The 25,041-nt window shown below is 50.5% G+C and carries 20 protein-coding genes; 6 read left to right on the top strand and 14 right to left on the bottom strand.

Annotated elements, in window-relative coordinates; translation table 11 throughout:
- Positions 1 to 8 precede the first annotated feature (8 nt).
- The 11 genes from DWX62_RS18420 to DWX62_RS18370 form a co-directional block, all read right to left on the bottom strand.
- A complete protein-coding gene (locus DWX62_RS18420; RefSeq protein ID WP_120173073.1) occupies positions 9 to 1,583 on the bottom strand; it encodes a fimbrillin family protein in 1,575 nt (524 codons plus the stop codon).
- A gap of 34 nt (positions 1,584 to 1,617) precedes the next feature.
- Complete coding sequence (locus tag DWX62_RS18415; RefSeq protein WP_120173072.1) at positions 1,618 to 2,505, bottom strand: fimbrillin family protein; 888 nt, start codon at positions 2,503 to 2,505, stop codon at positions 1,618 to 1,620.
- Positions 2,506 to 2,604: 99 nt separating this feature from the next.
- A complete protein-coding gene (locus DWX62_RS18410) occupies positions 2,605 to 3,492 on the bottom strand; it encodes a FimB/Mfa2 family fimbrial subunit (RefSeq protein ID WP_120173071.1) in 888 nt (295 codons plus the stop codon).
- A gap of 16 nt (positions 3,493 to 3,508) precedes the next feature.
- Positions 3,509 to 4,609, bottom strand: coding sequence for a DUF3575 domain-containing protein (locus DWX62_RS18405; protein WP_120173070.1), 1,101 nt, complete (start codon positions 4,607 to 4,609; stop codon positions 3,509 to 3,511).
- 281 nt (positions 4,610 to 4,890) lie between these two features.
- The gene (locus DWX62_RS18400) at positions 4,891 to 5,973 is read right to left on the bottom strand and encodes a helix-turn-helix domain-containing protein (protein ID WP_032567534.1); all 1,083 of its coding nucleotides are present in this window, start codon (positions 5,971 to 5,973) and stop codon (positions 4,891 to 4,893) included.
- A gap of 217 nt (positions 5,974 to 6,190) precedes the next feature.
- Positions 6,191 to 11,971 carry an N-6 DNA methylase gene (locus DWX62_RS18395; RefSeq protein WP_120173069.1) on the bottom strand — a complete coding sequence of 1,927 codons (5,781 nt, stop codon included), beginning with the start codon at positions 11,969 to 11,971 and terminating at the stop codon, positions 6,191 to 6,193.
- Positions 11,961 to 12,482 (bottom strand): DUF1896 domain-containing protein, encoded by a 522-nt coding sequence (locus DWX62_RS18390; protein WP_004308417.1) that lies wholly within the window; start codon positions 12,480 to 12,482, stop codon positions 11,961 to 11,963. The genes DWX62_RS18395 and DWX62_RS18390 overlap by 11 nt, the downstream gene beginning before the upstream one ends.
- A gap of 99 nt (positions 12,483 to 12,581) precedes the next feature.
- Positions 12,582 to 14,693, bottom strand: coding sequence for a type IA DNA topoisomerase (locus tag DWX62_RS18385; RefSeq protein WP_120173068.1), 2,112 nt, complete (start codon positions 14,691 to 14,693; stop codon positions 12,582 to 12,584).
- A gap of 56 nt (positions 14,694 to 14,749) precedes the next feature.
- On the bottom strand, positions 14,750 to 16,342 hold the full coding sequence (locus tag DWX62_RS18380; protein ID WP_120173067.1) for a DUF3945 domain-containing protein: 1,593 nt from the start codon (positions 16,340 to 16,342) through the stop codon (positions 14,750 to 14,752).
- Between the two features lie 20 nt (positions 16,343 to 16,362).
- Positions 16,363 to 16,713 carry a helix-turn-helix domain-containing protein gene (locus DWX62_RS18375; protein ID WP_004308425.1) on the bottom strand — a complete coding sequence of 117 codons (351 nt, stop codon included), beginning with the start codon at positions 16,711 to 16,713 and terminating at the stop codon, positions 16,363 to 16,365.
- A gap of 3 nt (positions 16,714 to 16,716) precedes the next feature.
- Entirely contained in the window at positions 16,717 to 17,076 is a 360-nt protein-coding gene (locus DWX62_RS18370; protein ID WP_005830221.1) for a helix-turn-helix domain-containing protein, read from the bottom strand.
- A gap of 210 nt (positions 17,077 to 17,286) precedes the next feature.
- On the opposite strand from DWX62_RS18370, the gene DWX62_RS18360 reads away from it, so the two are divergent.
- Positions 17,287 to 17,580 carry a helix-turn-helix domain-containing protein gene (locus tag DWX62_RS18360; RefSeq protein WP_008645715.1) on the top strand — a complete coding sequence of 98 codons (294 nt, stop codon included), beginning with the start codon at positions 17,287 to 17,289 and terminating at the stop codon, positions 17,578 to 17,580.
- Between the two features lie 32 nt (positions 17,581 to 17,612).
- Entirely contained in the window at positions 17,613 to 17,918 is a 306-nt protein-coding gene (locus DWX62_RS18355; RefSeq protein ID WP_004308430.1) for a helix-turn-helix domain-containing protein, read from the top strand.
- A 79-nt stretch (positions 17,919 to 17,997) separates the two neighbouring features.
- Here DWX62_RS18355 and DWX62_RS18350 read toward each other — a convergent pair whose 3' ends face one another.
- Positions 17,998 to 18,360, bottom strand: a complete 363-nt coding sequence (locus tag DWX62_RS18350) for a hypothetical protein (RefSeq protein ID WP_004308431.1) — start codon at positions 18,358 to 18,360, stop codon at positions 17,998 to 18,000.
- Positions 18,361 to 18,372: 12 nt separating this feature from the next.
- Positions 18,373 to 19,608 carry a site-specific integrase gene (locus DWX62_RS18345; RefSeq protein ID WP_004308432.1) on the bottom strand — a complete coding sequence of 412 codons (1,236 nt, stop codon included), beginning with the start codon at positions 19,606 to 19,608 and terminating at the stop codon, positions 18,373 to 18,375.
- Positions 19,609 to 20,060: 452 nt separating this feature from the next.
- Between DWX62_RS18345 and lptB the strand changes: the two genes are divergently transcribed.
- Entirely contained in the window at positions 20,061 to 20,801 is a 741-nt protein-coding gene (gene lptB / locus DWX62_RS18340) for an LPS export ABC transporter ATP-binding protein (RefSeq protein WP_034523256.1), read from the top strand.
- An 82-nt stretch (positions 20,802 to 20,883) separates the two neighbouring features.
- Here the strand turns inward: lptB and DWX62_RS18335 are convergent, their stop codons facing one another.
- Positions 20,884 to 21,132, bottom strand: coding sequence for an RNA-binding protein (locus DWX62_RS18335; RefSeq protein WP_005829545.1), 249 nt, complete (start codon positions 21,130 to 21,132; stop codon positions 20,884 to 20,886).
- A 474-nt stretch (positions 21,133 to 21,606) separates the two neighbouring features.
- On the opposite strand from DWX62_RS18335, the gene tig reads away from it, so the two are divergent.
- From tig to clpX, 3 genes are all read left to right on the top strand, one after another.
- Positions 21,607 to 22,962 (top strand): trigger factor, encoded by a 1,356-nt coding sequence (gene tig, locus DWX62_RS18330; protein WP_120173065.1) that lies wholly within the window; start codon positions 21,607 to 21,609, stop codon positions 22,960 to 22,962.
- A gap of 131 nt (positions 22,963 to 23,093) precedes the next feature.
- Positions 23,094 to 23,756 carry an ATP-dependent Clp endopeptidase proteolytic subunit ClpP gene (gene clpP, locus DWX62_RS18325; protein WP_005829555.1) on the top strand — a complete coding sequence of 221 codons (663 nt, stop codon included), beginning with the start codon at positions 23,094 to 23,096 and terminating at the stop codon, positions 23,754 to 23,756.
- Positions 23,757 to 23,758: 2 nt separating this feature from the next.
- Complete coding sequence (gene clpX / locus DWX62_RS18320; RefSeq protein WP_005829557.1) at positions 23,759 to 25,003, top strand: ATP-dependent Clp protease ATP-binding subunit ClpX; 1,245 nt, start codon at positions 23,759 to 23,761, stop codon at positions 25,001 to 25,003.
- The last annotated feature ends 38 nt before the right edge of the window (positions 25,004 to 25,041 follow it).

Raw genomic sequence — 25,041 nt, 5'->3', positions numbered from 1 at the left:
AGGGTTCGTTATTGTCTCTTTTGTAATACGGGCAGACCGTCGGTGCCGAGTATCCACTGGTAGTCGCCAGCGGTGAGGGCGGTGTTCATGCCGTCGACGGCTGTCTGCCATTTCACGGTCGCGCCGTCCACCTTCGTGGCATCTACCGTTCCTCCTTCAATACGGAATACTCCTTGCCCGGCATTGCCTCCCCAATAACAGGAAGTTATATCAGCGTAGTTATAACGCACTATAGCTCCATTGTTAGACTCTTTCAATGTACCGTCGAACCAGCAAGCGATGATATCGCCATAATTTGATTCGGCTATACCACAAGTTCCACCATATGATGCAGAAATTTTTCCCGTCACAGAGCAGGCAATGATTTGGCCATGATTTCGGCCCACTATTCCAGCAGTATTTCCACTACTGCCATACAGATTCACATCTATGAGTTGTAGGTTCTTTATCACTCCACGTTCACTTAAGAGTGAACCCAAAAATCCAGTATTATTCATTGCTGAAGAGTTAAATCCTGTAATGCGGTGTCCCTGCCCATTAAAGACGCCGGAGTAGAATGTAAATATGCCTGACCGTGTCCATTCCTTACCCGTCAGGTCGATGTCAGCGGCGAGGGTGCAATTTATCGATTCATCTTTTTGTGAGGCTTCGTTCCATGCCAGCAGGCCGTCGGCGTTATAGACCGTGTAGGTATTGGTGTTGCTGTCGTAGATGTAGCCCAAATCCTCGGCTGTGCCGCTCTCGCCGCCGCCGTCAGCCCATTCACCGATAGTGCAACCCTCTAACGTCAAGCCGGTGGCGTTCACCTTGACGGTGTAGATATAGCGGCTACCCGCTTCTAATACGACGTTGTTCTGCGGGCAGAAGTAGAAGGTGCCGCCGCCGAGTTCCACCCGGATGAACTGCTTGCCTGCCGCAACGGTCTGCGGGGCGGTCAGTGCCTCGTAGGTGTTGCCGCTTGCGTTGTAAGTCTTGATGGCGGTCGGGTTGCCGTTATCGGCGGACAGGCTCACGAGGCTCACCGTGGCACCGTCCACGCTTGTGAATCCCGTACCGGGCTTCAGTTCGATTGCCACGCGTGCCGTGCGGTGGGTAAATTCAAGAGTCGGGTTGTTAAATTCCACCTTCCTGTTCTCAGCGGCGATGAAGTCGCTGTTCTGAAAGTCAGCCAGTTTGCTTTGGTCTTCGGCCACCTTCACGGCAGGCATCTGTGTGATGTCGGCATTGTCGAAGGGCCACCATGCCAATACGGTAATCGGGTCGCGGCTGGTCCAGTAGTGCGGGTCGTTCTCACGTGAAAGCGTGGCACTCTTGAAATCGGTAGAAGCCGTTACGGTGTATTCCTTTACCGCATCGCCCATCTTGAGTGCCACGGAAGTGACGCCCTGCCAGTCGCCGTCCACAGAGGCACGGGTGGAAGGGGCTGCCAGCGGCGTTGCCTCTACGGACAATCCGGTGGCACGGATGACGACGGGGTATTCACCTTCGGGCAGACGGTTATCGCCAGCAAGTTCGTCCTGCGTGCAGGCGGCGAGGGCGAACAGCAGTGCGGTGGCTGCGGGGATAAATAATCTATGTCTCATAATTCTTCATTCTAATCGATTAATTATTAAAATCCTACAGGTCAGCACCCACATCTCCACCGTCTATATCGTTCCACTTTGCAATGGTGGCTTCGCTGACTTCAAGGACTTTGTTGCGTACCTTGACGGTATAGGTATAGTTGTTGCCCGCCTGCAGTGCGCCTTCGGGCACGGTGAGTGTGGCATGATATTCCTGACTTTTGTAATTCACAACCAACGGCAGGGATGCAACTGTCTGCGGGAAGAGGATGATTGATGACGTGAGATTGCCGTCTGCCAAATTCATGGCCAGTTCTCCGGTCTGTGCCCCGTTGTCTGCGGTGGCAATACCGTCGGCCGTGTTGAACGTACCGGTGAGTAACAATCCGTTCAGCGTGTAACGTTCAGGCTTGACCACGCTGAAATCCACGCCGTCGCCCGCCTCGAAGGTAAGGGTTATCTGGCTCATGCGGTGGTGGAAGGAGTTGTCTTCACCGCCTTTGGCGGTTTTGTCGGTGAAGCTTACTACCGGGTTGTTTTTGTCTCCCGTGGCTCCTGAAGCAAAGAGGAAGTCGATGGCAGGCTGGTTCTGCTGCGCCGTGGCATCGGTCGTAGCTGCGAGGATGCCTCCCGCCGCGTTGTACGGATAGTAGGCGCGGAAAGTATGGGTCTTTGTATCTTCGATATAGATGACCTTTCCTGCTGCCTCAAATTTCCCGTTTTTCAGGATGAAAGGCACGTTGCCGTACTGGGAATCGTTGCCGATGTCGGTGATGCCGATACGGTCGCCGGCAGTCCAGGTGGTTCCGCTGGCGCGGGTGGCAGGGGCGATGTCGGCGGTAAACCGGGCGGCCACGGGGTCACCGTTCAGGTTCTCGTTGTCGTTGTTGCAGGCTACCAGTGCGAGGGCGAGCATCGCAAGTGCAAAAAATCTTGTCTTCATTATATTCTGTTATTATATTAGTTAAATTCCATTTCAATAATTGCTGCACCTCAGCAAAATCAAAGCAAGCTTTACTTCTGCGTTCGGTTTGCTAATTATTTACAAATCGGCATTTACATCATCACCTTTCACTTCTTCCCAGCCGTTGATTTCGACTCCGTCCACTTCCATGCCTTCGGGAGTCTCAACCAGCGTTCCGCCGAGGGTCAGCGATTCGCCCTTTCCGGTGTTGAACCCCTTGAGGGCTTCCGTGATGTCGCTTTTCAGCGTCGTGGGGGTCGGGTTGCCGTCCGCATAGCGGATTTCACCCGTCAGCAGTTGTTCCGTGCCGGTCACACCCAGCAACCGCACCGTGGCTTTCCACTTGCCGGCATCGTCACCTTCGGTTATCTTGGTGAAGGGCAGCACGACGTTTGAAGCGGCTCCGTAGGTATCGGTAGCGAAATCGAGAGTTCTGGCTGCACCCGTCAGATGGGCAACAATCTCCGTGATGCGTCCGGCGGCATCCCCCGTCGGTTTGACGACAAGCGTCAGTTCGCGTACCTGCTGCTTCATTGCGGCGGTCAGCGGATAGTCCTTGTCTTTCTCGATGCTCACCTGTTTCGTATAGGTGAAGAACCATCCCGGGGCATTGTTCACAAAGGCATCCGTTCCTGCCCGGTTTCCCGTGGCTGCGGCAATGGTGGCGGTGGTACCATTTACCATGATTCCTTCAGCAGGGTTCCACACCGCAAGGGTGTAGCTGCCCGGAGCAAACAGATGGTTGGGGGCATGGGTGGCGGAAGTCTCCGTACCCGTATAGTCACCCATGGTAACCGTCCATGTGGTAGGTATGTCGATACCCTCACCGCGTGCCGACCAGTCGGCTGTCACCGCAATCTTCCCATAGTCGGGATGCGGCGTGTCATAAAGCGTGTCCTTCACGCAGGAAGAGAGCAGCACGGCGGCTGCCATTCCTACCATATTTATATATTGTCTTGCTTTCATACTCTATTCCTCCGTATTAGAATAACTTCCATACCAATGTCACACCGGCGTTGATGGGGCCACACCAATTTTTTGTCTCGTTGCCACAGCGCACGCGCACACCATCGATGACTTCATATTTTTCGAAATCGGCATTCAGGTAGCCCAAACCGAGGTTGAAATCAAGATCTAATGCCTTGTTTAGTCGCAGCTGATAGCCGGCGGTGATGCCGCCACCCATCAGGTCGCCCTGCTTGCCTGTTTCGGAAAGCTTGTAGTTGAACTGTCCAGCCTTGAACATCGCGCCCAGATGCCAGGCTTTCTTCTCACCCATATAGTAACGTACTTCCGGAGCCACTTCCCAGAGTGCATAGCGGCGGTCTTTGTCACTCCAGCTCCAAGAAGTCCACGAGCCGTTTACGGCAATGCCCCACGATGGACAGATGCGCCATTCAAGTCCTAAATTTGGTGTCAAGGTAGCCCAGCGCAGCAGGTTGGCATGCAGGGAGAGATGATAATCAGTTGTGATTTTGGTTTCCGACAGCGTGTCGGCAAGTGTATTTTGTTGAGCGGTTTTCTCGGCTTCTGCCTTTTCAGCGGCAAGTCGGGCTTCTTCCGCCTTGCGCTGCTCTTCGGCAAGCCGTTCCTGCTCGGCACGCTTCTCGGTTTCTAAGCGTTCGGCTTCCGCCTTGCGTCGTGCTTCTGCTTCCGCATCCGTCACGGCTGTTTCCTTTACCGGTACCGTCAGGCGCACGGTGACAAAATCACCCTCTGTCACATGATTGCGGGTAATGAAGTTTTCTTCCTTGATTTTCGCTCGTGTAATCAGTTCTGATTTCACACGGTTGGCACGAATCTTCGCTGTTGCAAGGTTCTTGACTTCACTGCTCTGCGAATTGCAATATCCGTCAACCAATAGCGGCAGTTTGCCGTCAAGAATTGTTGCTTTGTTGTTTTCGATACATTCCAACAGGCGGGCAAGTTCCGTGTCATTGCCATTCCAAGGCACGTAGAACATGTCCTTCTGCGTAACGAACCGGAAGGTGTAGGTCGTGTCTGCTTTCTGCTGCGCAATGACAGGAAAAGTTAGCGTCATCAGCCACAGAAACAGGGTAAGAAAAGTGATTTTTCTGCTCATATAAACTTGAATTCATTATCTTTGTCATCTCCAAAGGTAATAAATGCCATTCAGCGCCCAAAATATTACAAAAACTTTTTTTGCTAAAACACAGCGTTTTATAAAAATTGTCGTTTGAGCACTTTTCACATTGTCGTCTGAGCACTTATTTTGTCAAATCGGCACTTTTTGAGTTGTCGAATTAGCACTTTTGTGGCTGTCGAATTAGCACTTTTTGTAGTATGAGCACTTTTGGAAAATGGGTTTCTGAGAGCTTTTTCATCGGATTTTTACCACGCAAATCACTTCAGATTTGCTTTTTTCCACTTGGCAGGCGTACATCCTTCCTTCTCGGTAAATAATTTGATAAAGTTACTGCGGGAAAGAAAACCGGAAGACTCAGCCAGCTTCTGTATATTGATCTCCGGATGCTCCTTCAGTATGTTTTTCGCATACTCCAACCGGAGACTGGTTATCCATTCGCGGAATGTCATTTTATACGTAGTCTTGATATAAGCGGAAAGATAGGTACGGTTCGTATGAAGTATTTCGGACAGTTCTTTTATGGTAAGTCCCTGCTGGACATAGCCGTCTGTCTTTATCCAGTTGGCCACTTTCTCTATAATTTCTGTATAGGACACTGGAACTTCTTTCTCAGAAACTATTTTAGGTTCTGTTTCTGTATCTGTCAGAAGTTCTTCTTCAGACTGTATATCTTGCTCAAAAGCATTTTCCACCTGTTCATAGAACAGCAGGTAGTTCTGATAGCTGTAGAAAAGATAGCTGTAGAACGGTATTGACGACAAAATCCAGATAAAAACATATTTGTCTGGCAGAAATGTCAGCAATCCGCATCCGACACCGAAGATAACAGCCCAATAAGTGAATATGGAAAGCCATTCGATATATGTACCTATATCATCCGCCTGAGTTTCATTGAAAATCCGAATGGCTCTACGGTATGCAATTATGACTCTGCGAGCTAAAACGACTCCAAAAACGACTAACCATACAGCTAAAGCAAATAAAGAGAATTTTTGCATGATTCCGCTTGGCAACAGGAACAACACAACTCCGGAAAGAGTTGAAAATATAATCCATAAAATGATATGTGTCCACACACGCCGTTTGGTAATGTAAAAACGATCAAGCAACATTATCAATGCCGAACTGAACAGAGAATAGCACAGGAAGTATGTGGACATGTTCATCAATATGGCAGAATCCGCATTTTTGAATCGGATACCAAAGAAGAAATGTACCGAATAATTTGCCGAAAGCAGCAGCATAGCTATACCCATAATCTGTCGGGAGCGGAGATAATTCTTGAAAATTTTCTTTTCAGGAGTCTTTGCAAACAAAAAATAAAAGCCGAAGAATAACATCAACGGCAGTGCGGTATAAAGTGAAAAACTGTATATAGATGGCTCCATTGTTATGCTTATTTGATTTTGATACAAAGTTACGTCTTTTTCTTCACAAATAGACACATAATCTATGATTTAACGTTATAGATTCGGTCATATTAGATTGAAAAATTATTAGAATTAAAGCCAGTGGTGAAAAATTCAACCACTGGCTTTTTCTGTCAAGACTTCGATATTAAAGTTTTACACCTTTGGATTCCGATAAACCGGGTCTCCCTATAATTAAATGACTGCGTACAAAGTCCACGTGCGGGCTTTCCGGCTGTTGTTCCGTCTGTTTTTTCTCGTTGCCTTGCCGGTTCTCTTCTGTGTTTTCCTGAGCCGGAGCCAGCTCAAGCTGTATCTTGCGGTCCAGTGCGGCGAGTTCGGACTTCAGCTGTTTCAGCTCGTCCTCCTTCTTCCACACCTTGCCCGCTATCTCCTGCAACTGCGGAATCTCCTTTTCCAGCACTTCGTTCTTAGACTTGTACTGGTCGATGATGGTCGGAATCCTCTCCAATGCGTTCAGAAAGTTTCGTGCGGCAGCAATCGGGTCTGCCATCGCCAGATGCCCGTTGTTGTAGGTGTACTTGTAGTTACCCTCCACCACGAAGCGGTTGTCAGTGAACTCCAGACCTTCTTTGAGTGTCCTCTCGCTGACCACCTTTATCGGAAAGCCGTAAAGTTCCCCGACAGCCTTGTACAGTCCACCAGTCATGGCGTTCTTGGCGATTTCCTGCAAACGCTTACCGATGACCTTCTCATCCGTTGAATCCACGCCGTCCACCTTGACAAGATTAAGGCGGCTGCCTTCCTTATCAGTCTGCACAACGGAAAGAAAACGGTTCCAGTCTTCCGTCATGGCTTCGATGAAAGCCGTGTTGTTGCGCAGTTCTCCCGTCTTGGATTCCAGCTTGAACTCCGAATCGCGCTTGCCCTTGTTGAACGACTTGCGTTCCCCTTCGAGCGAGGCGATACGCTTCTCTAATTTCGCCTTATCCAAAAGGTCGGTATTGCCGGAGAGCAACGCCATATACTCCGAGAAGTTCATACCCGATTTTTCGTCCATTGCTCCCTCGTCGATGGTACGTGCGCCCATCGCTCCACTTTTGAGCTGCGATATGAACGTCTGCTTGCAGTGCAGCAGATTGAACTTGTAGCTGTCCAGCGACTTTTCCACCGCGTAGATGATGATATCCACGTTGTTCTCGGCAAAATGCTTGGCAATCTCGTTCCCGGCTCTAACACCCCGTCCGTCACGCTGTTGCAGGTCGGACGGTCGCCACGGTGTATCAAGGTGATGGATGGCGACGCATCTTTTCTGCGCATTCACGCCCGTTCCGAGCATACTTGTGGAGCCGAACAGCACTCGCACTGTCCCTGCGTTCATGGCATCTATCACCGCCTTACGAGCCTTATCCGTCTTACACTCCTGAATGAAGCGCACCTCACTTGCCGGTATGCCGTAATCCTCCACCAACTTGCGTTTTATCTCGCTGTACACGTTCCATCCTTCCCCCGGCTGGTATGTCCCCAAGTCGGAGAACACGAACTGCGTACCCTTGTGCGTCTCGTACTTGTGGTAATACTCTGCAATCATCTTGGCACAATGGCTTGCCTTGTTGTCGGGATGGTCCTCGTAGTTCGGGTCTATCATGCGCATATCAAGAGCCATCTTTCTCGCGTAGTCGGTGGCGATGAGCATCTTCGCCTTTTCCTCCGTTTCCGACAGGGGTAACCTGCCAAGCAGAGTGGCATCGCCGGTTTTGGCAAACTGCATCAGCTTCTGTATGAAGTCCTCCTGCTCCGGTGTGGGCGGTATGTGGTGCAGTATCTCATTCTTGTTTGGTCTGTCCACACCTACATCCTCCGCCGTGCGGTAGTCGGTAATCTCGTTGTAGAAGGCGGCAAGCTCCGGCACCTTGATGAAATAGCGAAAACGCTCCTTCTGAACGATATTGTTCGTTACGTTGAACTCAAAATCGGTCGTCTTTTTGGCGAAGATGGCAGCCCAAGCATCGAAACAGCGGATGTCCTGCCGTTCCAGTTCGTTGGGGCGCAGGTATTTGAAGAGCAGGTACAGTTCCGTCAGACTGTTGGAAATGGTCGTGCCCGAAAGGAACGTAGCCCCCAAGTCCTTGCCCGTGCGTTCCTGTATGGTACGGATGGCAAAGAGCATATTCAGGGCCTTCTGGCTTCCTTCCGAGTTTCCCAATCCCGCCACACGGTCATGACGGGTGTTGAAAGTCAAGTTCTTGAACTGGTGACTCTCGTCAATGAAGATGTGGTCGATGCCCATCTGCTTGAAGTCCACCACATCATCCGTGCGGGACTTGATGGCGTGTTCCACCTTCTCCAGCTTCGCCACAAGGTTGTGCTTGCGCTTCTCCAGCCCTTTCAGCATCGCCCGCGACACGTTCTTGCCCTGCTGTCGCAAGACTTCGAGATTTTCCTCCACCGTGTCAAGCTCCGCCTGCAGGATGCGCTGCTGCAACTCCGGCGACTGCGGTATCTTCCCGAACTGGTCGTGCGACATGATGACGCAATCATAGTCGTTGTTCTTGATGTTGTTGAAGAAACGCACACGGTTGGCGGTCGAGAAATCCTTTTCCGAAGCGTAGAGGATGCGGGCATTCGGATAGGCAGCTTGATAAGTGGCGGCAATCTCCGCGACATTGGCTTTCAGACCAATAATCATCGGCTTGTGCGCCAAGTTCAGACGCTTCATTTCATGCGCTGCAATACACATTATCAGTGTTTTACCTGTTCCGACTTCATGGTCGCATATTCCGCCGCCATTCTGTTTTATCATCCAGACGCAATCCTTCTGCGACGGATAAACGCTTTGAATACCCCGGCTTGCCAATCCTTTCAGATTGAGGTCGGGAAACGTCTGGTGCGAACCGTCATACTTCGGGCGCACGAAACAGTTGAACTTGCGGTTATACATTGTCACGAGCCGTTCCTTGAACTGCGGCGACTGCTCTTCCAACCATTCCGAGAACCCGTTGCGGATTTCGTCAATCTTGGCGTTGGCGAGCTGTATGCCCTCGCTGTCACGCACCTTGATGTCGTTGCCGTTCTCATCTTTGCCAATACTTTTCATCATGTCGGGACAGGTGTTGTGCAAAGCGTGTTTCAACAGGTGCATACCGTCATAGTTCCGGTAATAGCCCTTTACCAGAAACTCGTCCGTGATCTTCATGGTGCGGTAGCCGCACGCCACGGAAAACTCGTCCATGCTGGCGGAATAGGCGATTTTCACGTCCGTGTCGAAAAGATGGCTCATGTAGGCGGCATACACGCCCGTGGGAATCCAGCGTTCACCGAAGTTGAAGTCGAGGTCTTCAAAGGCGATACGCTGCGGCTCGGCTTCCTTCAAAGCCTCCAAAGCCTGTTTCACTTCCGGCAATCTTTCGCTTTCCAGATTATTTTCCATCCATGCCTCTATACGCTCCGCCTTCTCTATCACGTTTCCCGCGATGAAGCGGTCTTTGATTTCGTAACCGGTTACGAGCGGATTGTAGAAGATACGCCCCTTGAGGGCATTGAGAAGCTCCTCTTCCGTACTGTCTGTTATCCCCCGCATATAGTTGAGATTGACCGTACCATACTTGTTGAGCGATGCAGACAAGGCTTCTTCCGGAGAACCGACGTTGGCATGGTTCTCCACCGAGAAGGAAACGGGACGGTCGAAGATGTCCGCTTTGACGAACTTGCCGTCCTCCGCACGTTCCAGCGAAAGGATGTCGCGCCCTCCGGCGTCCATCATCACCAGTTTCACGTTCTGTTTGGCGTTGAGGTTGCCATAACGCATGACAAACTCGTCGTAACAGGTGTTCAGGTGTTCACGCCAAGGTACATTTTCCTCACGTCTGTTCGATTCATAGCGGTACAACCGCTCGTATGCGTCACGGAGCGATACATACAGCAACGCTTTCTCTTTCTGATAACCGGTTAGTCCAAGCGGCTGGAAGGTTGCACCGTAGGGAGTAATGTCCTTCAGATAACCGATGTCGCGTGCCCTGTTTGCCACCAGCGACCCTTCACGCAGGTGCATTTCCGGCGTGCGGTGATAGGGACGCGGCGTAAGGTCGAGGGCTTCTTTTTTCGGCTTTTCCGTTTCAAATTCCGGGAACAGGGAAGTGGCAACCGTTTCGGAAGTAGGCACAACTTCTGCCGGTGTTTCAGGTTGCTTTATTTCTTCCGTTTGTTCCGGCTTTTTATCCATATTGTCCGAAGAAGGCGCAAAAGCAGGGTTCAACGTGTCTTTGATACCCATCTTTTTCAGTTGTTCCTGCCTGTGCCGTTCTGCCTCAAGCCGTAGGGCCTTGCGCCGTTCCGCTGTCAGGCTCATCATTGTCTCATAGAAGCCGTTGATGGGAGGATTGGTTTCCCAATCCAGAGTGGCGTAAATGTCGTCCGGGTCGTTTGGCTTTTCGGCATTTTCCGGCTTTTCTTCCTTATTACCGTTTACCGGCTTGGCGGCTTCAACGGGTGGAGTAACTTTGACCTGCGGTTTAGGCGTGGACGGCATAGGCTTCGGCTTGCTTTCCTTTTTCGCTGCCTTTTTCTTTTTTGCCGGTTCCTCTATGGGCATACCCCAAAGGTCGAGCAGGGTAAGCTGCACGGCTGACGAATGGTTGGGTTGGCGCGGCTCAATCTCCGGCTTTTCCTCTATGGGCTGTGCCTGCGGCTTCTCCACTCCCTTGACAGGCTCAATTACAGAAACGGGGGCTATTACAGAAGGTGATACCTTTTCTGTTTTCGGAGCAGGTTGCACTTCCGCAGCCGTGCTTTCCTCCTTTGTCGGATGCAGGCTGTGTTTCTCATACAGTTTCCTGTCAAGTTGTTGCAGTTCTATTTTCAGATGCTCCCGCAAGTCTTCCGCCAGTTGTGCGATGTCCCCACGGTGCAGGAGTTTATAGGCTGGTTTCCCGTACGGGTCGGTACTTCTGATCAAATCCGTGTGTGAAAGCGAGCCGATGCTCCATACATACCCATTTACGGAAGTGCCGATAGGGGTCTGTTCGGTCTGCACGAAGAGTTTTTCGTTGTAATACAGTTCACCATTCTTTCCGCTGTTCTTTTGCAGGATAATCAGGTCGCTGCCCACCTCCGTTCCCGCGTTATCCGTAAAGAGGTTGTTCGGCAGGCGGGCTACGCCCACCAGATTGGTATGGTTCATCATATACTCGCGTATGGGCGCGTTGGTCGGGGCATCCAGTACCCCCTGCGAGGTGATGAACGCCACGATTCCGCCTTCACGCACCGCGTCAAGGCTTTTCAGGAAAAAGTAATTGTGTATCGTCCGTGCCGCCGAGTGCCTTGTAGGATCCTTGCTGCCCGAAAATTCCGGGTCGAACACCGCCACATCGCCAAACGGTATATTGGAGACAGCCAAATCAAAATGGTTCATGAACGGCTTTTCTATCTTCTCGAAGCCCTGTACCCTTACTTTCTGTCCGGGATGCAGGTGCTTCAGTATCTTGCCCGTCATCAGGTCTTTCTCAAAAGCCATGATGTCCGCGTCCGGTCTGTTCTCCAGCACGGCGTCCACGAATGCACCGACACCTGCCGACGGCTCCAGCACCCGGTCGGGACGGATGCCGTGTTCATGCAGCACGTCCGCGATGGTCCCGGTTATCTCCGGCGGGGTATAGAAGGCGGTCAGCACGGACTGCTTCATGGCATCCATATACCGTTTGTACTCCGTCTCGTCTTTTGTGTTCTCCCGCAGCAACCTGTGCAGTTCCACGGTAGGGGCAAACAGTTCGAGGTCGGACTTCGCCCAGTGGACGGCATCCGTCAGTTCCCTTGCAGGGTTGAGTATGCTCTTCAGTCCCCCGAAACCGCAATAACGCTCTAACAAGAGCCGTTCGCGTGCGGTGGGTGTGCGCTGTTCCCTGTCAAGGAGGAATGCCGTCCGTATCGCCTCGATGTTGTCCCGCAGCCTCTGTTTGCGGTTAAACGCCATACTCTTCGATATAGAGGATGACGGCTCCCGTCAGCTCCGTGTAGAGCAGGTCATATTCGGGCGACAGGGCGAAATTGTCGTCCGAGAGGTCATAGATGGAGAATACGTTTCCGACAAGCGGTAGCAGCTTCTGGGTAAAGGCTTCACATTTTTCTCCCGGTACTTCACCCGCAAATTCGTTCTCCACGACTTCGCGCAGGATGGCGTGCCTGGAGTAGCGAAGGCCCTCCGTCAGCACCTTCATCGCCAGTTCCTGCGCCCCGTCGGCAGGATAGCCTTCGAGCCTTGCCCGTTCATACGCTTCGGCGGCACGGTCGGTTCTTTCTCGGATGAAGGCTTCATCGGCTGCCTGTTCGAACTTGTTCGTGGTGAGGTAGTCCAGCAGGTACAGACCGTAATAGGAAAAGTCGGTCCGACCCTCGTTTTTCTTCTTGTTGTTCATTTCTTTGGAATTTAGTGGATTGATAATGATGATAGGGATAATCGTTGGAAAACGAGAAGAAAAAGGCACCCGGTATCCCTCCGAGTGCCACCACTAAATCCAAAGTATGAGTGTAATCCGGTATCGAAGAACAATTCATTACTCTGAACCAGTGGCAAAGTTAAACATTTATTTTCTTCTTTTCGCAGAGGTCGCTTTACTTTTCCTTTCTGGGAACACGAAAACCGTGTTATAGTCCCCGTCAAAGGCGACTACGGCATCAAAACTCTTGCCCTGCTTGCTCTTGAATCCTTTGAGCAGTTTCGTGTGTCCGTCGGTGAGCAGGTTTTTGATTTCATCATCAGAGAGGGTGCGGTTTGCTTTCAGGCGGAACACGGGCAGACCGCACTCCGCGTTGTCGCAGCGGACGACCTTGCCGTAAAACTGCATCGTCCCCGCTCCGCACTTGGGACACTTGCAGCCGGAATCCCTGCGGGTGAACAGCTTGTCGCACGACAGCAGTTCGGAGGTAATTTCCCGTGTATATGCCTCAATCTTCCTGCGGAAGTCATCGGCGGGCAGTTCCCCACGCTCGATGCGTGCCAATTCCTTTTCCCATTCGCCCGTCATGGCGACATCGGCAATACGCATCGCCTTCACGACCGAGTAGAGGGCAAGCCCTTTTTCGGTGGGGACAAGCGACTTCTTGCAGCGTTCCATATAGCCGCGCTTGAAAAGCGTTTCGATGATGGACGCACGGGTGGCGGGCGTGCCGATGCCGCAATCCTTCATAGCCTGCCGCAATGCGTCGTCCTCTATCTCCTTGCCAGCCGTTTCCATCGCGGACAGCAGAGTGGCTTCGGTATGCAGCGGCTTGGGTTTGGTCTTTCCCTCCGTGATGGAGGCGGCTTTCAGTGCCAGCGTGTCGCCTTCCTGCCAACAGGGAATGGCGGCGGTTTCCTCTTGGCTGTTGTTCTCTTCTCCATTCTCCTTGCCATAGACGGCACGCCATCCGGCCTGCCTGATGATGCTGCCTTTTGCCACGAACTCCACTCCGGCACACTCTGCCGTGACGGTGGCAGTGTCCTTGACGCATTTTTCGGAGAAAGCCTCAAGCATGCGCCCGACTATCATGTGATAGACGGTGCTGTCCTCTTTGGAGAGGAACAGCGGCTTCTCGCCCGTGACGAGCAGGGCATGGTGGTCTGTCACCTTGCCGCCGTCCAAGCTGCGGCGTGTCGGCACGGCTTTCGGCTGCAACTTGTCCTTCCATTCGGGCAGGCTGCCGATGAAGGCAAGCAGCTTGGGGATTTCCGCGAACACGTCTTCGGGAATATAGCGGCTTCCGGTTCTCGGATAGGTGATGAGCTTCTTCTCGTAGAGCTTCTGGGCGATTTCAAGCGTCTGTTCCGCCGTGAAGCCATGCTTGGCGTTGGCTTCCTTCTGGAGCGTGGTCAGGTCGTACAGGAGCGGAGTTTCCTCTATCTTCTCCTTGCGTTCCGCTTTCGTGACGGTGGCTGTGCCTGTTTCCTTTACCTTATTATATAAGACTGTGGCAGGCTCCATCTCCTTCCATTTCCCGGTGGAAGAGAATTTCACGGTATCACCATCGCCTCCGTCAGCGGCAATATGGAGTTGCCAGAAAGGTTCCACCGTGAAGCGGCGGTTTTCCCAGTAGCGTGCGCACACCATCGCCAGCGTGGGTGTCTGTACCCGTCCGACGGAATACGTGCCGTGTCCGGCGGCGATGGAGAGAGCCTGCGTGCCGTTGATGCCCACGAGCCAGTCGGATTCGCTCCGCGCTTTGGCGGCGAGGTAGAGGTTGTCATACTTGCTCCCCGCTTCGAGGTTGCGCAGTCCATCGCGGATGGCCTTGTCGGTAAGCGAGCTTATCCAGAGGCGCACGAAAGGGGTGGCGCATCCTATGTAATGGTAGAGGTATCGGAAGATAAGTTCGCCCTCGCGACCGGCATCGGTCGCCACGATGATCTGCTCACTGTCATTGAACAGGCGGGTTATGGTTTTTATTTGTGACACCACGCCGCTGTCGGGTTTGTAGCCCTTCTCAACCTTTACCTGACGGGGTATGAGCGTGAAGGAGTCGGGGATGACGGGCAAGTTGTCACGGACAAAGCCGCGTATGCCGTAACCGTCGGGCATGGCAAGCTGGACGAGGTGCCCGAATGCCCATGTCACGGCGTAGCCGCCTCCCTCGAAATATCCTTCCTCTCTCTTTGTCGCGCCCACGATGCGGGCGATTTCACGTGCCACGGATGGCTTTTCTGCAATGATTGTCTTCATGCTGATTACTTTTTTTTATGAATTGTTACTTTGGATTTAGTGGCGGACACGGGATGTTACATCTTCATGCCCTTGTTGTTTTTCTTCTGAGATTTCTCCTGCAGCTTTTGCTGTTTGTCGTCTTTCGGGGCGGTCTGTCCTTTCAGCAACGGCTCTTTCAGGTTCTTGGTCGCCTCGTTGGTCTTGCCTTCGCTGTTCACCGCCACCTGTGTACGGCTCTCGTTGGATGGGGCGACCTTCTGCGCATTGTCGGGGTTGGTGTCATAGCGGTACGGACGTCCCTTCTCCGGGTTGAACTTGATGTACATCGTGGCGTGGAAGCCTTGCTTGTCGGTCACGTTCTCCAGCTTTATCGCCTTACCCGCAGCGTAGTCGGCTTTCTGCTGGTCGGTGAAGTTCACACCGCTCCATTTGCTGATGGGGCGGATACTGCCATCAGCGTTCGTCCACGTGTTGCGGCGTTGCTCTTTCTGTGGGGCTGCGGAATTTTCCATGCCCTGAGCCTGTCCCTGCGTGGGATTGTTCTTGGCTTCCTGCGTCTGGGCGGTACGGGGCGACCTGCCGGTTCCCGGTACGAACTCCACGCCTCGCTGCTCTACATTCACTTGAAGAGTGGTGACGAACTTCCTGCCGTCGTTGCGTTCGATGAGCTTGTCGCGCACGGGCAGCCCGGCACGCAGCATATCCTGTTCCTGCTTGGTGATTTCCGTCTTTCCGATGCGCTCCGGTATGCGTACCTTGTTTGCAGGAATGTCCGTGATTTCATTCGTCTTGCGGTCTATGCTGATGAACGAGGGGATGATTTCACCCGTTTCTTTGTCCACGATGTCCACGACCCTGCCGAGGTTACCCGTTTCGCGCAGGTTCTTACGGTCTTCGTCGGAGAACTTGTGTTCCTTGTACTCGTCGAGTTTCTGCTCCTTGCGGATGAAGTGCGGCACGAGGCTGACATTGCCTTCACCGTCCTTCTTGAAGGAAAGGCGGGCATCCAGTTCAAAAGCCTCGCCGCCGAACTTGGGCGACACTTTCACCAAATCGGACTTGCCGTAGTTGAGCATCTTGTTCAGATCACCGGACTTTTCAAGGTCGTCACGTTTCACACCCCATTTCTCTTCCAGCTCCTGCCAGTTGATTTTGCTCTCGTCAATGGGTTGGTAGCCACGTCTTCCCTGCGCCTGTTGTTGCGGGCTTTCCTGATTCTGTTCCTGCTTCTTTTCCATTTCTTCCTGTTTTTGGGTTTCTTTGGGTTGTCCTTCCTGTTTTTGTTCCGGCATCCCGGCGGTCTGTTCTTCCTTTACCTGCTTTTCGTAGCCGGAAGTGTCCACCTTGTGGGGCGCAAGCAGTTCTTTGTTGGCTTCGGGGTCTTTCAGCAGGTCTTTCATCACCTCCATCAGTTTGTCGGCTTGGTCTGCCGCGAAACGGTAGAAACCGAAGCGGCTGGGTTCCTTGCACTGCCGGAAGAAGTTTTTGAAGAAGTTGTCCAGCACGTCGCCGTGGCGGTCGAATTGCAGGAAACTCTGTGCGTTCTCCGCCTTTGCGGGGGTACGCTTGGGTGAGCCGTCGGCGTTAAGCCCGGCTACCACACTGATCTCGCCCGTCTTCTCGTCGCGGACTATCAGCACGTCTTTTTCTGTTGTTTTCTTTGCCATTTGAAAAATGTTTTAATGGGTTATTTATTAAAGAAATTATGGATACGCGCCTTGTAGAAGGCTATATCTTCCTTGCGGAAATCCTTTACGTGTTCGGAGAGGAATGTCAGTACGTCCTCCTCGCTGTAATAGGTCTTTTTGCCGAGCGTCTTGTACGGCAATGCACCGATGCTGCGGTAGCGCTGCAGGGTACGCTTGCTTATCTGGAGCAGCATGCAGAGGTCTTGGTTGTCGAACATCCTGATACTTTCCATCGGGTTCGGGGCTTTGCCGGACGGTCGCAGGGAGAGCAGCAGCTCGTCCTGACGGTCGAGCCGTTCCATCAGCTTCTGCATCCAGTCCTCAAAATTGTTTCGTGTAAGCAGTTCCATATCTTATGTCCTCCTTCCTTTGGGTTTGCCGCCGCCCGTGCGCAGCGTGTGGTTGCGTTTCAGTTCCGTCAGTGTCGCTGCATCTTCTGCCACGGTGCAGTCTGCGAGCAGGCGGTCTATTTCCGACCGGCGGTAGCGGCATTTGCCGCGCAGCACGATATAGCCGATGCGCTGTTCGCTGCGCATACGTTGGAGGGTACGGGTACTCACGTTCAGCAGGTGCGCCGCCTCGCGGGTGGTGAGCAGCATGTCGGAAGACTCTCCCTTCCTTTCACCGGAAACGGCACGCACATAGACCGCTATCTCGGCTATCTGTTCCGTCAGGGCGGTGAAGGCGGAACTTTCAATCGTTATCACTTTCATATTTTGTCCTTTCTTTTGTTTCTCTGCGGCAAAATTCGGCAATAAACAAAAGGGGCTTTAACAACTCACTACGTGACTCACGTAAGATTTTCTTTGAAAGTGACTCCGTAACCCGGACAACCGGCGCAACAAGCTGCCGTATAGCGGAAAACGGCACGCATTCAAGGCGACTGCGTTACCTTTGCGGTAAATCATTAAATGTTTTGGTATATGGAAATCGTATCTATCGAGAAAAAGACCTTCGAGATGATGCTGGCGTCATTCAACGCCCTCTCGGAGAAAGTCGCCGCCCTCAGGCGCAAAAGCGACGGCGGGCGGCTGGAAAGGTGGCTCACGGGCGAGGAGGTCTGCGGGCAGTTGAGAATCAGCCCGCGCACGTTGCAGTCATTGCGTGACAGGCGGCTTATCGGCTACTCGCAGATGAACCGCAGGTTCTATTACAGGCCGGAGGAGGTCAGGCGGCTTATTCCGCTTATCGGCACGATCTATCCCGATGGAAAATGACTCTGTTTTTATTAACCACTTAATCCGATGTTATGATGAACGAGAACAACGAGGTTTTCTCAATGGAGGACGAGCCGGTTGCCACCGCGATACAGAATATGCTCAAAGGCTCCAAATGGCTCTCCGCATTTTTGGAAAGTTACCGTCCGCCACTGGACGGGGAACATTACCTGACGGACAGGGAGGTGGCGGAAATGCTCCGGGTAAGCCGCCGCACCTTGCAGGAGTATCGCAATAACAGGATGCTGCCCTTTATCCTTCTGGCAGGTAAGGTGCTTTATCCCGAATCGGGACTGCGTGAACTGTTGGAGGCGAATTACCTCAAGCCGCTGGAATAAGGCGGTTGCATGAAAAAAAAGGAAACGGACAGCACCCGATGGTGTTGTCCGTTTCTTTTTTCGTTGTCTGTATGCGTGTTCAGCAATATCCGGTTTTCCCGTTCTGTATGAACATCACGTATGCCTGCCTCTTTTCCTTTGAGAGTGCCTTCTCCACCAGCCACATGCGGAACACGTGTGTATAGTAGGTGTTCAGCCGGAAGGCTACTGGAATGATGATTTCAAGCGAGTAAACATCCGCGTACAGGCCGTTTTCAAGCTGTATGTAGCGGCATACCTCGTAGTCGTTCAGCACGTCCGACTTGCGGACGGCTTTGATGGCGGCGTTCACTGCCGGGACGGTGGCATGGAACTCTTCGGCGATTTCCCCGGCGGTCATCCATACCTCGTTACCGGTTACGCTGACCGTCTTGTCCTCTATAATGATTATGTCACGTTTCATGGCGTCTCTGTTTTAGATGGTACATCCTGCAAATTCCTCGATTTGGTTCAATCTTGCGGCAAGGTTCTCCATGTCTTGGTTGAGCTTCTCTTTGGTTATCTTCGCGTATATCTGCGTTGTCTTTATACTCTTGTGTCCCAGCATGGAACTGACTGTTTCGATGGGTACACCGTTGGAGAGGAACACCGTCGTGGCTGCCGTATGGCGGCTCTGATGCCACGTGATATGCTTGGTGATGCCGCAACGCTTGGCGACGGCACGGATCCCGGCGAGGCACGTGTTGTAGTGGGGAACAGGGAAAATCCTGCCGTTTTCGCACAGCCCGCGGTATTTGTCGATGATTTGTTTCGCAATGTCAAGCAGGCGGATGTTAGACACCACGCCCGTCTTCTGGCGGTTGATGTTTATCCACTCGTGTTCATCGAAGTAGGTGCGGATGTTCTCTTCCGTCAAATTGCGCATATCGGCGAATGACAAGCCCGTGAAGGCGCAGAACAGGTAGAGGTCGCGGTATAGTTCCTGTTTGGCGTTCTTCAGTTTACCTTCCATCAGCAGGCGGATTTCGTCTTTGGTCAGGAAACTGCGTGTCGTTTCCTCCTTCTTGATTTCATACTCCCTGAACGGGTCGCGTGTGAGCCATTCATTGTTGATGGCGATGAACACCATCGTCCGAAGTGGGCATACATACAGCCACACGGTATTGGTGCAGCAGTGTTTGTCCGTGCGCAGAAACATCTCGAAGTCGGAAATGAAAGCGGGGGTAAGCTCTTTCAACGCGATGTCCTTCACGTGGTAACGGATGTTGAGAAACTCTTGCAGGTGCTTGTAAACGGTCTTGTACTTCAAGAGTGTGCCTTTGGCTTTCATGCCTGCTTCCACCTGCTTGGCATAGTCCTCGTTGTGTTGCTGGAACACCTGCATCAGCGTGTGATAGCGGTGTTCCAGTCCGAGAAAGGCGTTCTTCACCTTCTCTGCCGTGACGAAGTTGTCACGCTCCATGATTTCCTGATAGTGCTTGTTGATGCGCACCCGCATCTTGTCAAGCATGCGGTTCGTTTCGAGTGCCGCCGTGCTTCTGCCCGTGACACGTCCCCCTTTGGTGTCCCACAACTTGGGATCGATGGTCAGTTTGCAACTGAATTGCGTCTGGCTGCCGTCCACCGTGATGCGTCCCATGACGGGAACCGTCCCGTCTTTTTTCACTACCTGACGTTTGAGGTAGTAAATAACTGAAAATGTACTCTTCATCGTCCTTATTTTTTTTTGTTCAAAATTAGTTGGTGAAGAGCCCTCCTCTGATACGCAAATCGCGGAAGAACGGCGCAATCTTTTTTTGTTACCGGATTTTTTGCGTGAGTTGTCAGTAACTCACTAATCCTTAAGGCCTTGTTTCGTTATTCGTGTCCATTTCGTCACCTATTGAGCGTGGTTACGAACAAGTAACGTAGCTCCGTCTTGATTTGGCTTCGGCGTGGATTGTAATGGCTCTCAGAATAATTGGCAGCGTTAATGAAACCCCTGTAAATCAAATCCATTACCATATTCTTCCGCATTTCACTTTTTTGTAGTAACTTTGCTGCTAAAACCTTTAGAGTATGGAAGAAGAAAAAGGCATAAAGGACAATGTAGAGGAAGTTAAGGAAAATCTGCAGGCCGGACCAAGCTTGACTGCCGGGGCAGAGCCACGGGAGGAAGGTAGCATGGTGCTGCGTACGGAGGATTTGGTGAAAAAGTACGGAAAGCGTACGGTAGTGAGCCATGTGTCCATTGATGTGAAGCAAGGGGAGATTGTCGGTTTGCTGGGGCCGAATGGCGCCGGTAAGACAACTTCGTTTTATATGACCGTAGGGCTGATTACTCCCAATGAGGGACGTATCTTCTTGAATGATTTGGATATAACGAAATATCCGGTATACAAGCGTGCGCAGACGGGTATCGGTTATTTGGCGCAGGAGGCTTCCGTGTTCCGTCAAATGAGTGTGGAAGACAATATTGCATCTGTACTGGAAATGACCGACAAGCCTTTGGAGTATCAGAAAGACAAGCTGGAGAGCCTGATTGCAGAGTTCCGCTTGCAGAAGGTAAGGAAGAACAAGGGTAACCAGTTGTCAGGTGGCGAGCGGCGCCGTACAGAAATTGCCCGTTGTCTGGCCATTGACCCCAAATTTATTATGTTGGACGAGCCTTTTGCCGGTGTAGACCCGATTGCAGTGGAGGATATTCAGCAGATTGTGTGGAAGTTGAAAGATAGGAATATCGGCATTTTGATTACTGACCACAATGTGCAGGAGACGCTGAGCATTACCGATCGTGCTTATCTGCTATTTGAAGGAAAAATTTTGTTCCAGGGTACGCCGGAAGAGTTGGCCGAGAATAAGATTGTACGTGAAAAGTATCTGAGTAATAGCTTCGTACTTCGTCGCAAGGATTTTATGAAGTAATCCCGGATACTGTCGATTGATAGAAATAAAAAAAGACCACTCATTCAGTGGCCTTTTTTTATTTCTCCTTAAATCTCTATGATTAATATTTTGGAGGTCTTGCTTCTTTCACTACCATTTGGCGGCCGAAGAATTCAGCACCGTCTAGTTCGGCAATAGCTTTAGCTGCAGCAGCGTCATCTTCCATTTCTACAAAAGCGATGCCTCTGAAACGTCCGGTGGTGCGGTCATTGATAAATTTTACAGAAGATACTGTGCCGTAATCTTCCATTGCCTTCTGCAGGTCACTCTCCTTAACGCGGTAGTTAAGGTTTCCAACATAAATGTTCATAATGAAATTGATAAAATAAATATAATGAATAAAACTCTCTTGGAAGGAAGGCTGAATAATAAATGGATTACAACGACAGAGAGTTTACAAAAGCGTTCTTGAAAACGGAAGTAAAAACCATGTAATGGAAATCGAAAAACTAATGCGCCATCATTCCGCGACAAAGAAACGCATAAAATTCGGATAAACAATGTTTTTCCTTAATTATTTTTGTAGATTGTCGTGCCTTCGGGCAACTCCCATTTCTCTTCATAGAAACTGGACGGTTCGGTTTATCATCGTCTTTTCCCTGAGTATCTTTCCCATAAACGTCCTCCGTTGTCAGTCCGATGGTTGGGCTCTTCTACCGCTCTATCCAAGAATTAAACTGAAATAAATCGGCAATGTTCTTTTGATAATTGAAAGAATAACGCTAATTTTGCACGCCCATTTGAGATATGGAACAAAGTATAAATCAAATAAATAATTGTCAGAATGAACGTTTCATTACAAAACATTGACAAAGTAAGCGCACTGCTTACTGTAAAGCTTGAGAAAGCAGATTATCAGGAAAAAGTAGACAAATCATTGAAGAACTTCCGTCAGAAGGCACAGATTCCCGGTTTCCGTAAGGGAATGGTTCCTATGAGCTTAGTTAAGAAAATGTATGGTAAGTCTGCATTGGCTGAAGAGGTGAACAAGCTGCTTTCAGAAACAGTATATAAGTATATCCAGGACAATAAGGTAAATATATTGGGCGAGCCTTTGCCCAACGAAGACAAGCAGCAGGAAATTGATTTCGATACTATGGAAGAGTTCGAATTCTTGTTTGATATTGCTTTGGCTCCGGAATTTAAAGCTGAAGTCAGTGCAAAAGATAAGGTAGATTACTATACTATTGAAGTTACAGACGAAATGGTGGATAACCAGGTCAAGGCTTACACTCAACGTAACGGCAAGTATGACAAGGTAGACGTTTACGAGGACAATGACATGCTGAAAGGTTTGCTTGCTGAACTGGATGAAGAAGGTAATACCAAAGAGGGTGGTATTCAGGTGGAAGGTGCTGTAATGATGCCTTCGTACATGAAAAATGATGAACAGAAAGCTATCTTTGCCGGTGCAAAAGTGAACGATGTGCTTGTATTCAATCCGAATACTGCTTGGGACGGAAATGCTGCCGAATTGTCTTCTTTATTGAAGATTGACAAGGAAGCTGCTCCCGAAGTAAAATCCAATTTCAGCTTCCAGGTAGAAGAAATCACACGTTTCGTTCCGGGTGACTTGACTCAGGAAATTTTCGACCAGGTATTTGGCGAAGGTAATGTGAAAACGGAAGAGGAATTCCGTGCCAAAGTGAAGGAAGTTATTGCCAACCAGTTCGTGGCAGACAGTGACTATAAGTTCTTGATTGACGCACGTAAGATGCTGACAGAGAAAGTAGGCAAGCTGGAATTCCCGGATGCATTACTGAAGCGCATTATGCGTCTGAACAATCCTGACAAGGAAGAAAGCTTTGTAGAGGACAACTATGACAAGAGCATCGAAGAGCTGACTTGGCACCTGATTAAAGAACAGCTGGTGAAAGCCAATGATATCAAGGTTGAGCAGGAAGACATCACAAACATGGCTAAGGAAGCTACCCGCGCACAGTTTGCACAATATGGTATGATGAGTGTGCCTGAAGAAATCCTGGAAAACTACTCAAAGGAAATGCTTAAGAAGAAAGAGAGCATAGAAGGCTTGGTTAATCGTGTGGTTGAATCTAAATTGGCTACAGCATTGAAGTCTCAGGTGGAACTGGAGCATAAGAACGTTTCTGCTGAAGAGTTCAATAAGATGTTTGCATAAGAGTAATGTGAGCCTACGGCTAAAATTTATAAAGAAACACAGAGTTTGACAAACTATAACTCTGTGTTTTTTTGTGTCTCTGTGTTCTTTTTTGTTTCTTTGTATCCTTATAAATTAAAAAATAGAAAGAAATGGATGATTTTAGAAAATACGCTACCAAGCATCTTGGTATGAACAGTTTGGTGCTGGACGATGTGATTAAATCACAAGCCGGCTATTTGAATCCCTATATCCTCGAGGAACGCCAGCTCAATGTAACGCAGTTGGACGTGTTTTCCCGTCTGATGATGGACCGCATCATTTTCCTCGGTACGCAGGTTGATGACTATACAGCCAATACTTTGCAGGCTCAGTTGCTTTATCTGGATTCGGTGGATCCGGGCAAGGATATTTCCATCTATATCAATTCGCCGGGCGGTTCGGTATATGCCGGTCTGGGTATTTATGATACCATGCAGTTCATCAGTAGTGATGTGGCTACCATCTGTACTGGAATGGCGGCAAGCATGGCAGCCGTATTGCTGGTTGCCGGTGCCGAAGGCAAACGCTCCGCATTGACCCACTCCCGCGTGATGATACACCAGCCGATGGGAGGTGCCCAGGGGCAGGCCTCGGATATTGAAATCACGGCACGTGAAATCCAGAAGTTGAAGAAAGAACTTTATACCATTATCGCCGACCACTCCCACACTCCCTTTGACAAGGTATGGGCAGATTCTGACCGTGACTACTGGATGACAGCCCAGGAAGCCAAAGAATATGGTATGGTAGATGAGGTTTTGATTAAAAAATAAATATGGCAGATTCAAGAAAGAATAAAAATAGATGCAGTTTTTGCGGTCGCACCGAAGATGAAGTCGGATTTCTCATAACGGGGATGAATGGCTATATCTGCGACAGTTGCGCCACCCAGGCTTATGAGATTACTCAGGAGGCTTTGGGGGCTGGCAAGAAGGCAAGTGCCACGAAGCTGAATCTGAAAGAACTTCCTAAACCCGTAGAAATAAAGAAGTTCCTCGATCAATATGTCATTGGTCAGGACGATGCCAAGCGTTTCTTGTCTGTGTCGGTGTACAACCATTACAAACGTCTGCTCCAGAAGGACGGCGGTGATGATGTGGAGATTGAAAAATCGAACATCATCATGGTAGGCAGTACCGGTACGGGAAAGACGTTATTGGCGCGTACTATCGCAAAGTTGCTGCATGTTCCTTTTACTATTGTAGATGCAACAGTTCTGACAGAGGCAGGTTATGTGGGTGAGGACATTGAAAGCATTTTGACACGTCTGCTCCAGGTGGCGGATTATAACGTGCCCGAGGCAGAGCAAGGTATCGTGTTTATTGATGAGATAGACAAAATAGCGCGCAAGGGTGATAATCCTTCCATAACCCGTGATGTGAGTGGTGAAGGCGTGCAGCAGGGATTGCTGAAACTGCTGGAAGGTTCTGTGGTGAATGTGCCTCCCCAGGGTGGGCGCAAGCATCCCGACCAGAAAATGATTCCGGTCAATACCAAGAATATTCTGTTCATTTGCGGTGGGGCTTTCGATGGCATTGAAAAGAAAATTGCCCAGCGGCTGAATACGCACGTTGTCGGGTATAGCGCTGTACGCAATACGGCAACCATTGATAAGAGCAACATGATGCAGTACATTGCTCCGCAGGATTTGAAGTCGTTCGGACTGATTCCCGAGATTATCGGCCGCCTTCCGGTGCTGACTTATCTGAATCCGTTGGACCGTGCGGCATTGCGCTCCATTCTTACGGAACCGAAGAATTCCATCATCAAGCAATACATCAAACTGTTTGAGATGGACAATGTGAAGCTGACGTTTGAAGATGCTGTATTTGAATATATCGTGGATAAAGCGGTAGAATATAAGTTGGGAGCCCGCGGCTTGCGTTCCATTGTGGAGACAATTATGATGGATGCCATGTTCGAAATTCCGTCAGAACAGAAGGACAATTTTGTTGTGACGTTGGACTACGCCAAGCGCCAGCTTGAAAAGGCAAATATAGCACGACTGCAAAGTGCTTAAGAATCAGATGGTAATACGGGGTAAAACCGACTATTTTA

The sequence above is a fragment of the Bacteroides sp. AF20-13LB genome (genome assembly GCF_003603065.1).
GTDB classification, from domain to species: Bacteria; Bacteroidota; Bacteroidia; order Bacteroidales; family Bacteroidaceae; genus Bacteroides; species Bacteroides uniformis.
Note: the sequence above shows the minus strand (reverse complement) of the source record. Positions and strands in the feature narration are given on the sequence as shown.

What these genes read in the sequence shown, in the direction of transcription:
- DWX62_RS18420 (WP_120173073.1), bottom strand. Translation starts at nt 1,583, where the DNA reads ATGAGACATAGATTATTTATCCCCGCAGCCACCGCACTGCTGTTCGCC.
- clpP (WP_005829555.1), top strand. Translation starts at nt 23,094, where the DNA reads ATGGATGATTTTAGAAAATACGCTACCAAGCATCTTGGTATGAACAGT.
- clpX (WP_005829557.1), top strand. Translation starts at nt 23,759, where the DNA reads ATGGCAGATTCAAGAAAGAATAAAAATAGATGCAGTTTTTGCGGTCGC.
- DWX62_RS18345 (WP_004308432.1), bottom strand. Translation starts at nt 19,608, where the DNA reads ATGAAGAGTACATTTTCAGTTATTTACTACCTCAAACGTCAGGTAGTG.
- DWX62_RS18335 (WP_005829545.1), bottom strand. Translation starts at nt 21,132, where the DNA reads ATGAACATTTATGTTGGAAACCTTAACTACCGCGTTAAGGAGAGTGAC.
- lptB (WP_034523256.1), top strand. Translation starts at nt 20,061, where the DNA reads ATGGTGCTGCGTACGGAGGATTTGGTGAAAAAGTACGGAAAGCGTACG.
- DWX62_RS18375 (WP_004308425.1), bottom strand. Translation starts at nt 16,713, where the DNA reads ATGGAACTGCTTACACGAAACAATTTTGAGGACTGGATGCAGAAGCTG.
- DWX62_RS18385 (WP_120173068.1), bottom strand. Translation starts at nt 14,693, where the DNA reads ATGAAGACAATCATTGCAGAAAAGCCATCCGTGGCACGTGAAATCGCC.
- DWX62_RS18395 (WP_120173069.1), bottom strand. Translation starts at nt 11,971, where the DNA reads ATGGCGTTTAACCGCAAACAGAGGCTGCGGGACAACATCGAGGCGATA.
- tig (WP_120173065.1), top strand. Translation starts at nt 21,607, where the DNA reads ATGAACGTTTCATTACAAAACATTGACAAAGTAAGCGCACTGCTTACT.
- DWX62_RS18405 (WP_120173070.1), bottom strand. Translation starts at nt 4,609, where the DNA reads ATGAGCAGAAAAATCACTTTTCTTACCCTGTTTCTGTGGCTGATGACG.
- DWX62_RS18410 (WP_120173071.1), bottom strand. Translation starts at nt 3,492, where the DNA reads ATGAAAGCAAGACAATATATAAATATGGTAGGAATGGCAGCCGCCGTG.
- DWX62_RS18350 (WP_004308431.1), bottom strand. Translation starts at nt 18,360, where the DNA reads ATGAAACGTGACATAATCATTATAGAGGACAAGACGGTCAGCGTAACC.
- DWX62_RS18415 (WP_120173072.1), bottom strand. Translation starts at nt 2,505, where the DNA reads ATGAAGACAAGATTTTTTGCACTTGCGATGCTCGCCCTCGCACTGGTA.
- DWX62_RS18380 (WP_120173067.1), bottom strand. Translation starts at nt 16,342, where the DNA reads ATGGCAAAGAAAACAACAGAAAAAGACGTGCTGATAGTCCGCGACGAG.
- DWX62_RS18360 (WP_008645715.1), top strand. Translation starts at nt 17,287, where the DNA reads ATGGAAATCGTATCTATCGAGAAAAAGACCTTCGAGATGATGCTGGCG.
- DWX62_RS18370 (WP_005830221.1), bottom strand. Translation starts at nt 17,076, where the DNA reads ATGAAAGTGATAACGATTGAAAGTTCCGCCTTCACCGCCCTGACGGAA.
- DWX62_RS18400 (WP_032567534.1), bottom strand. Translation starts at nt 5,973, where the DNA reads ATGTTATTCTTCGGCTTTTATTTTTTGTTTGCAAAGACTCCTGAAAAG.
- DWX62_RS18355 (WP_004308430.1), top strand. Translation starts at nt 17,613, where the DNA reads ATGATGAACGAGAACAACGAGGTTTTCTCAATGGAGGACGAGCCGGTT.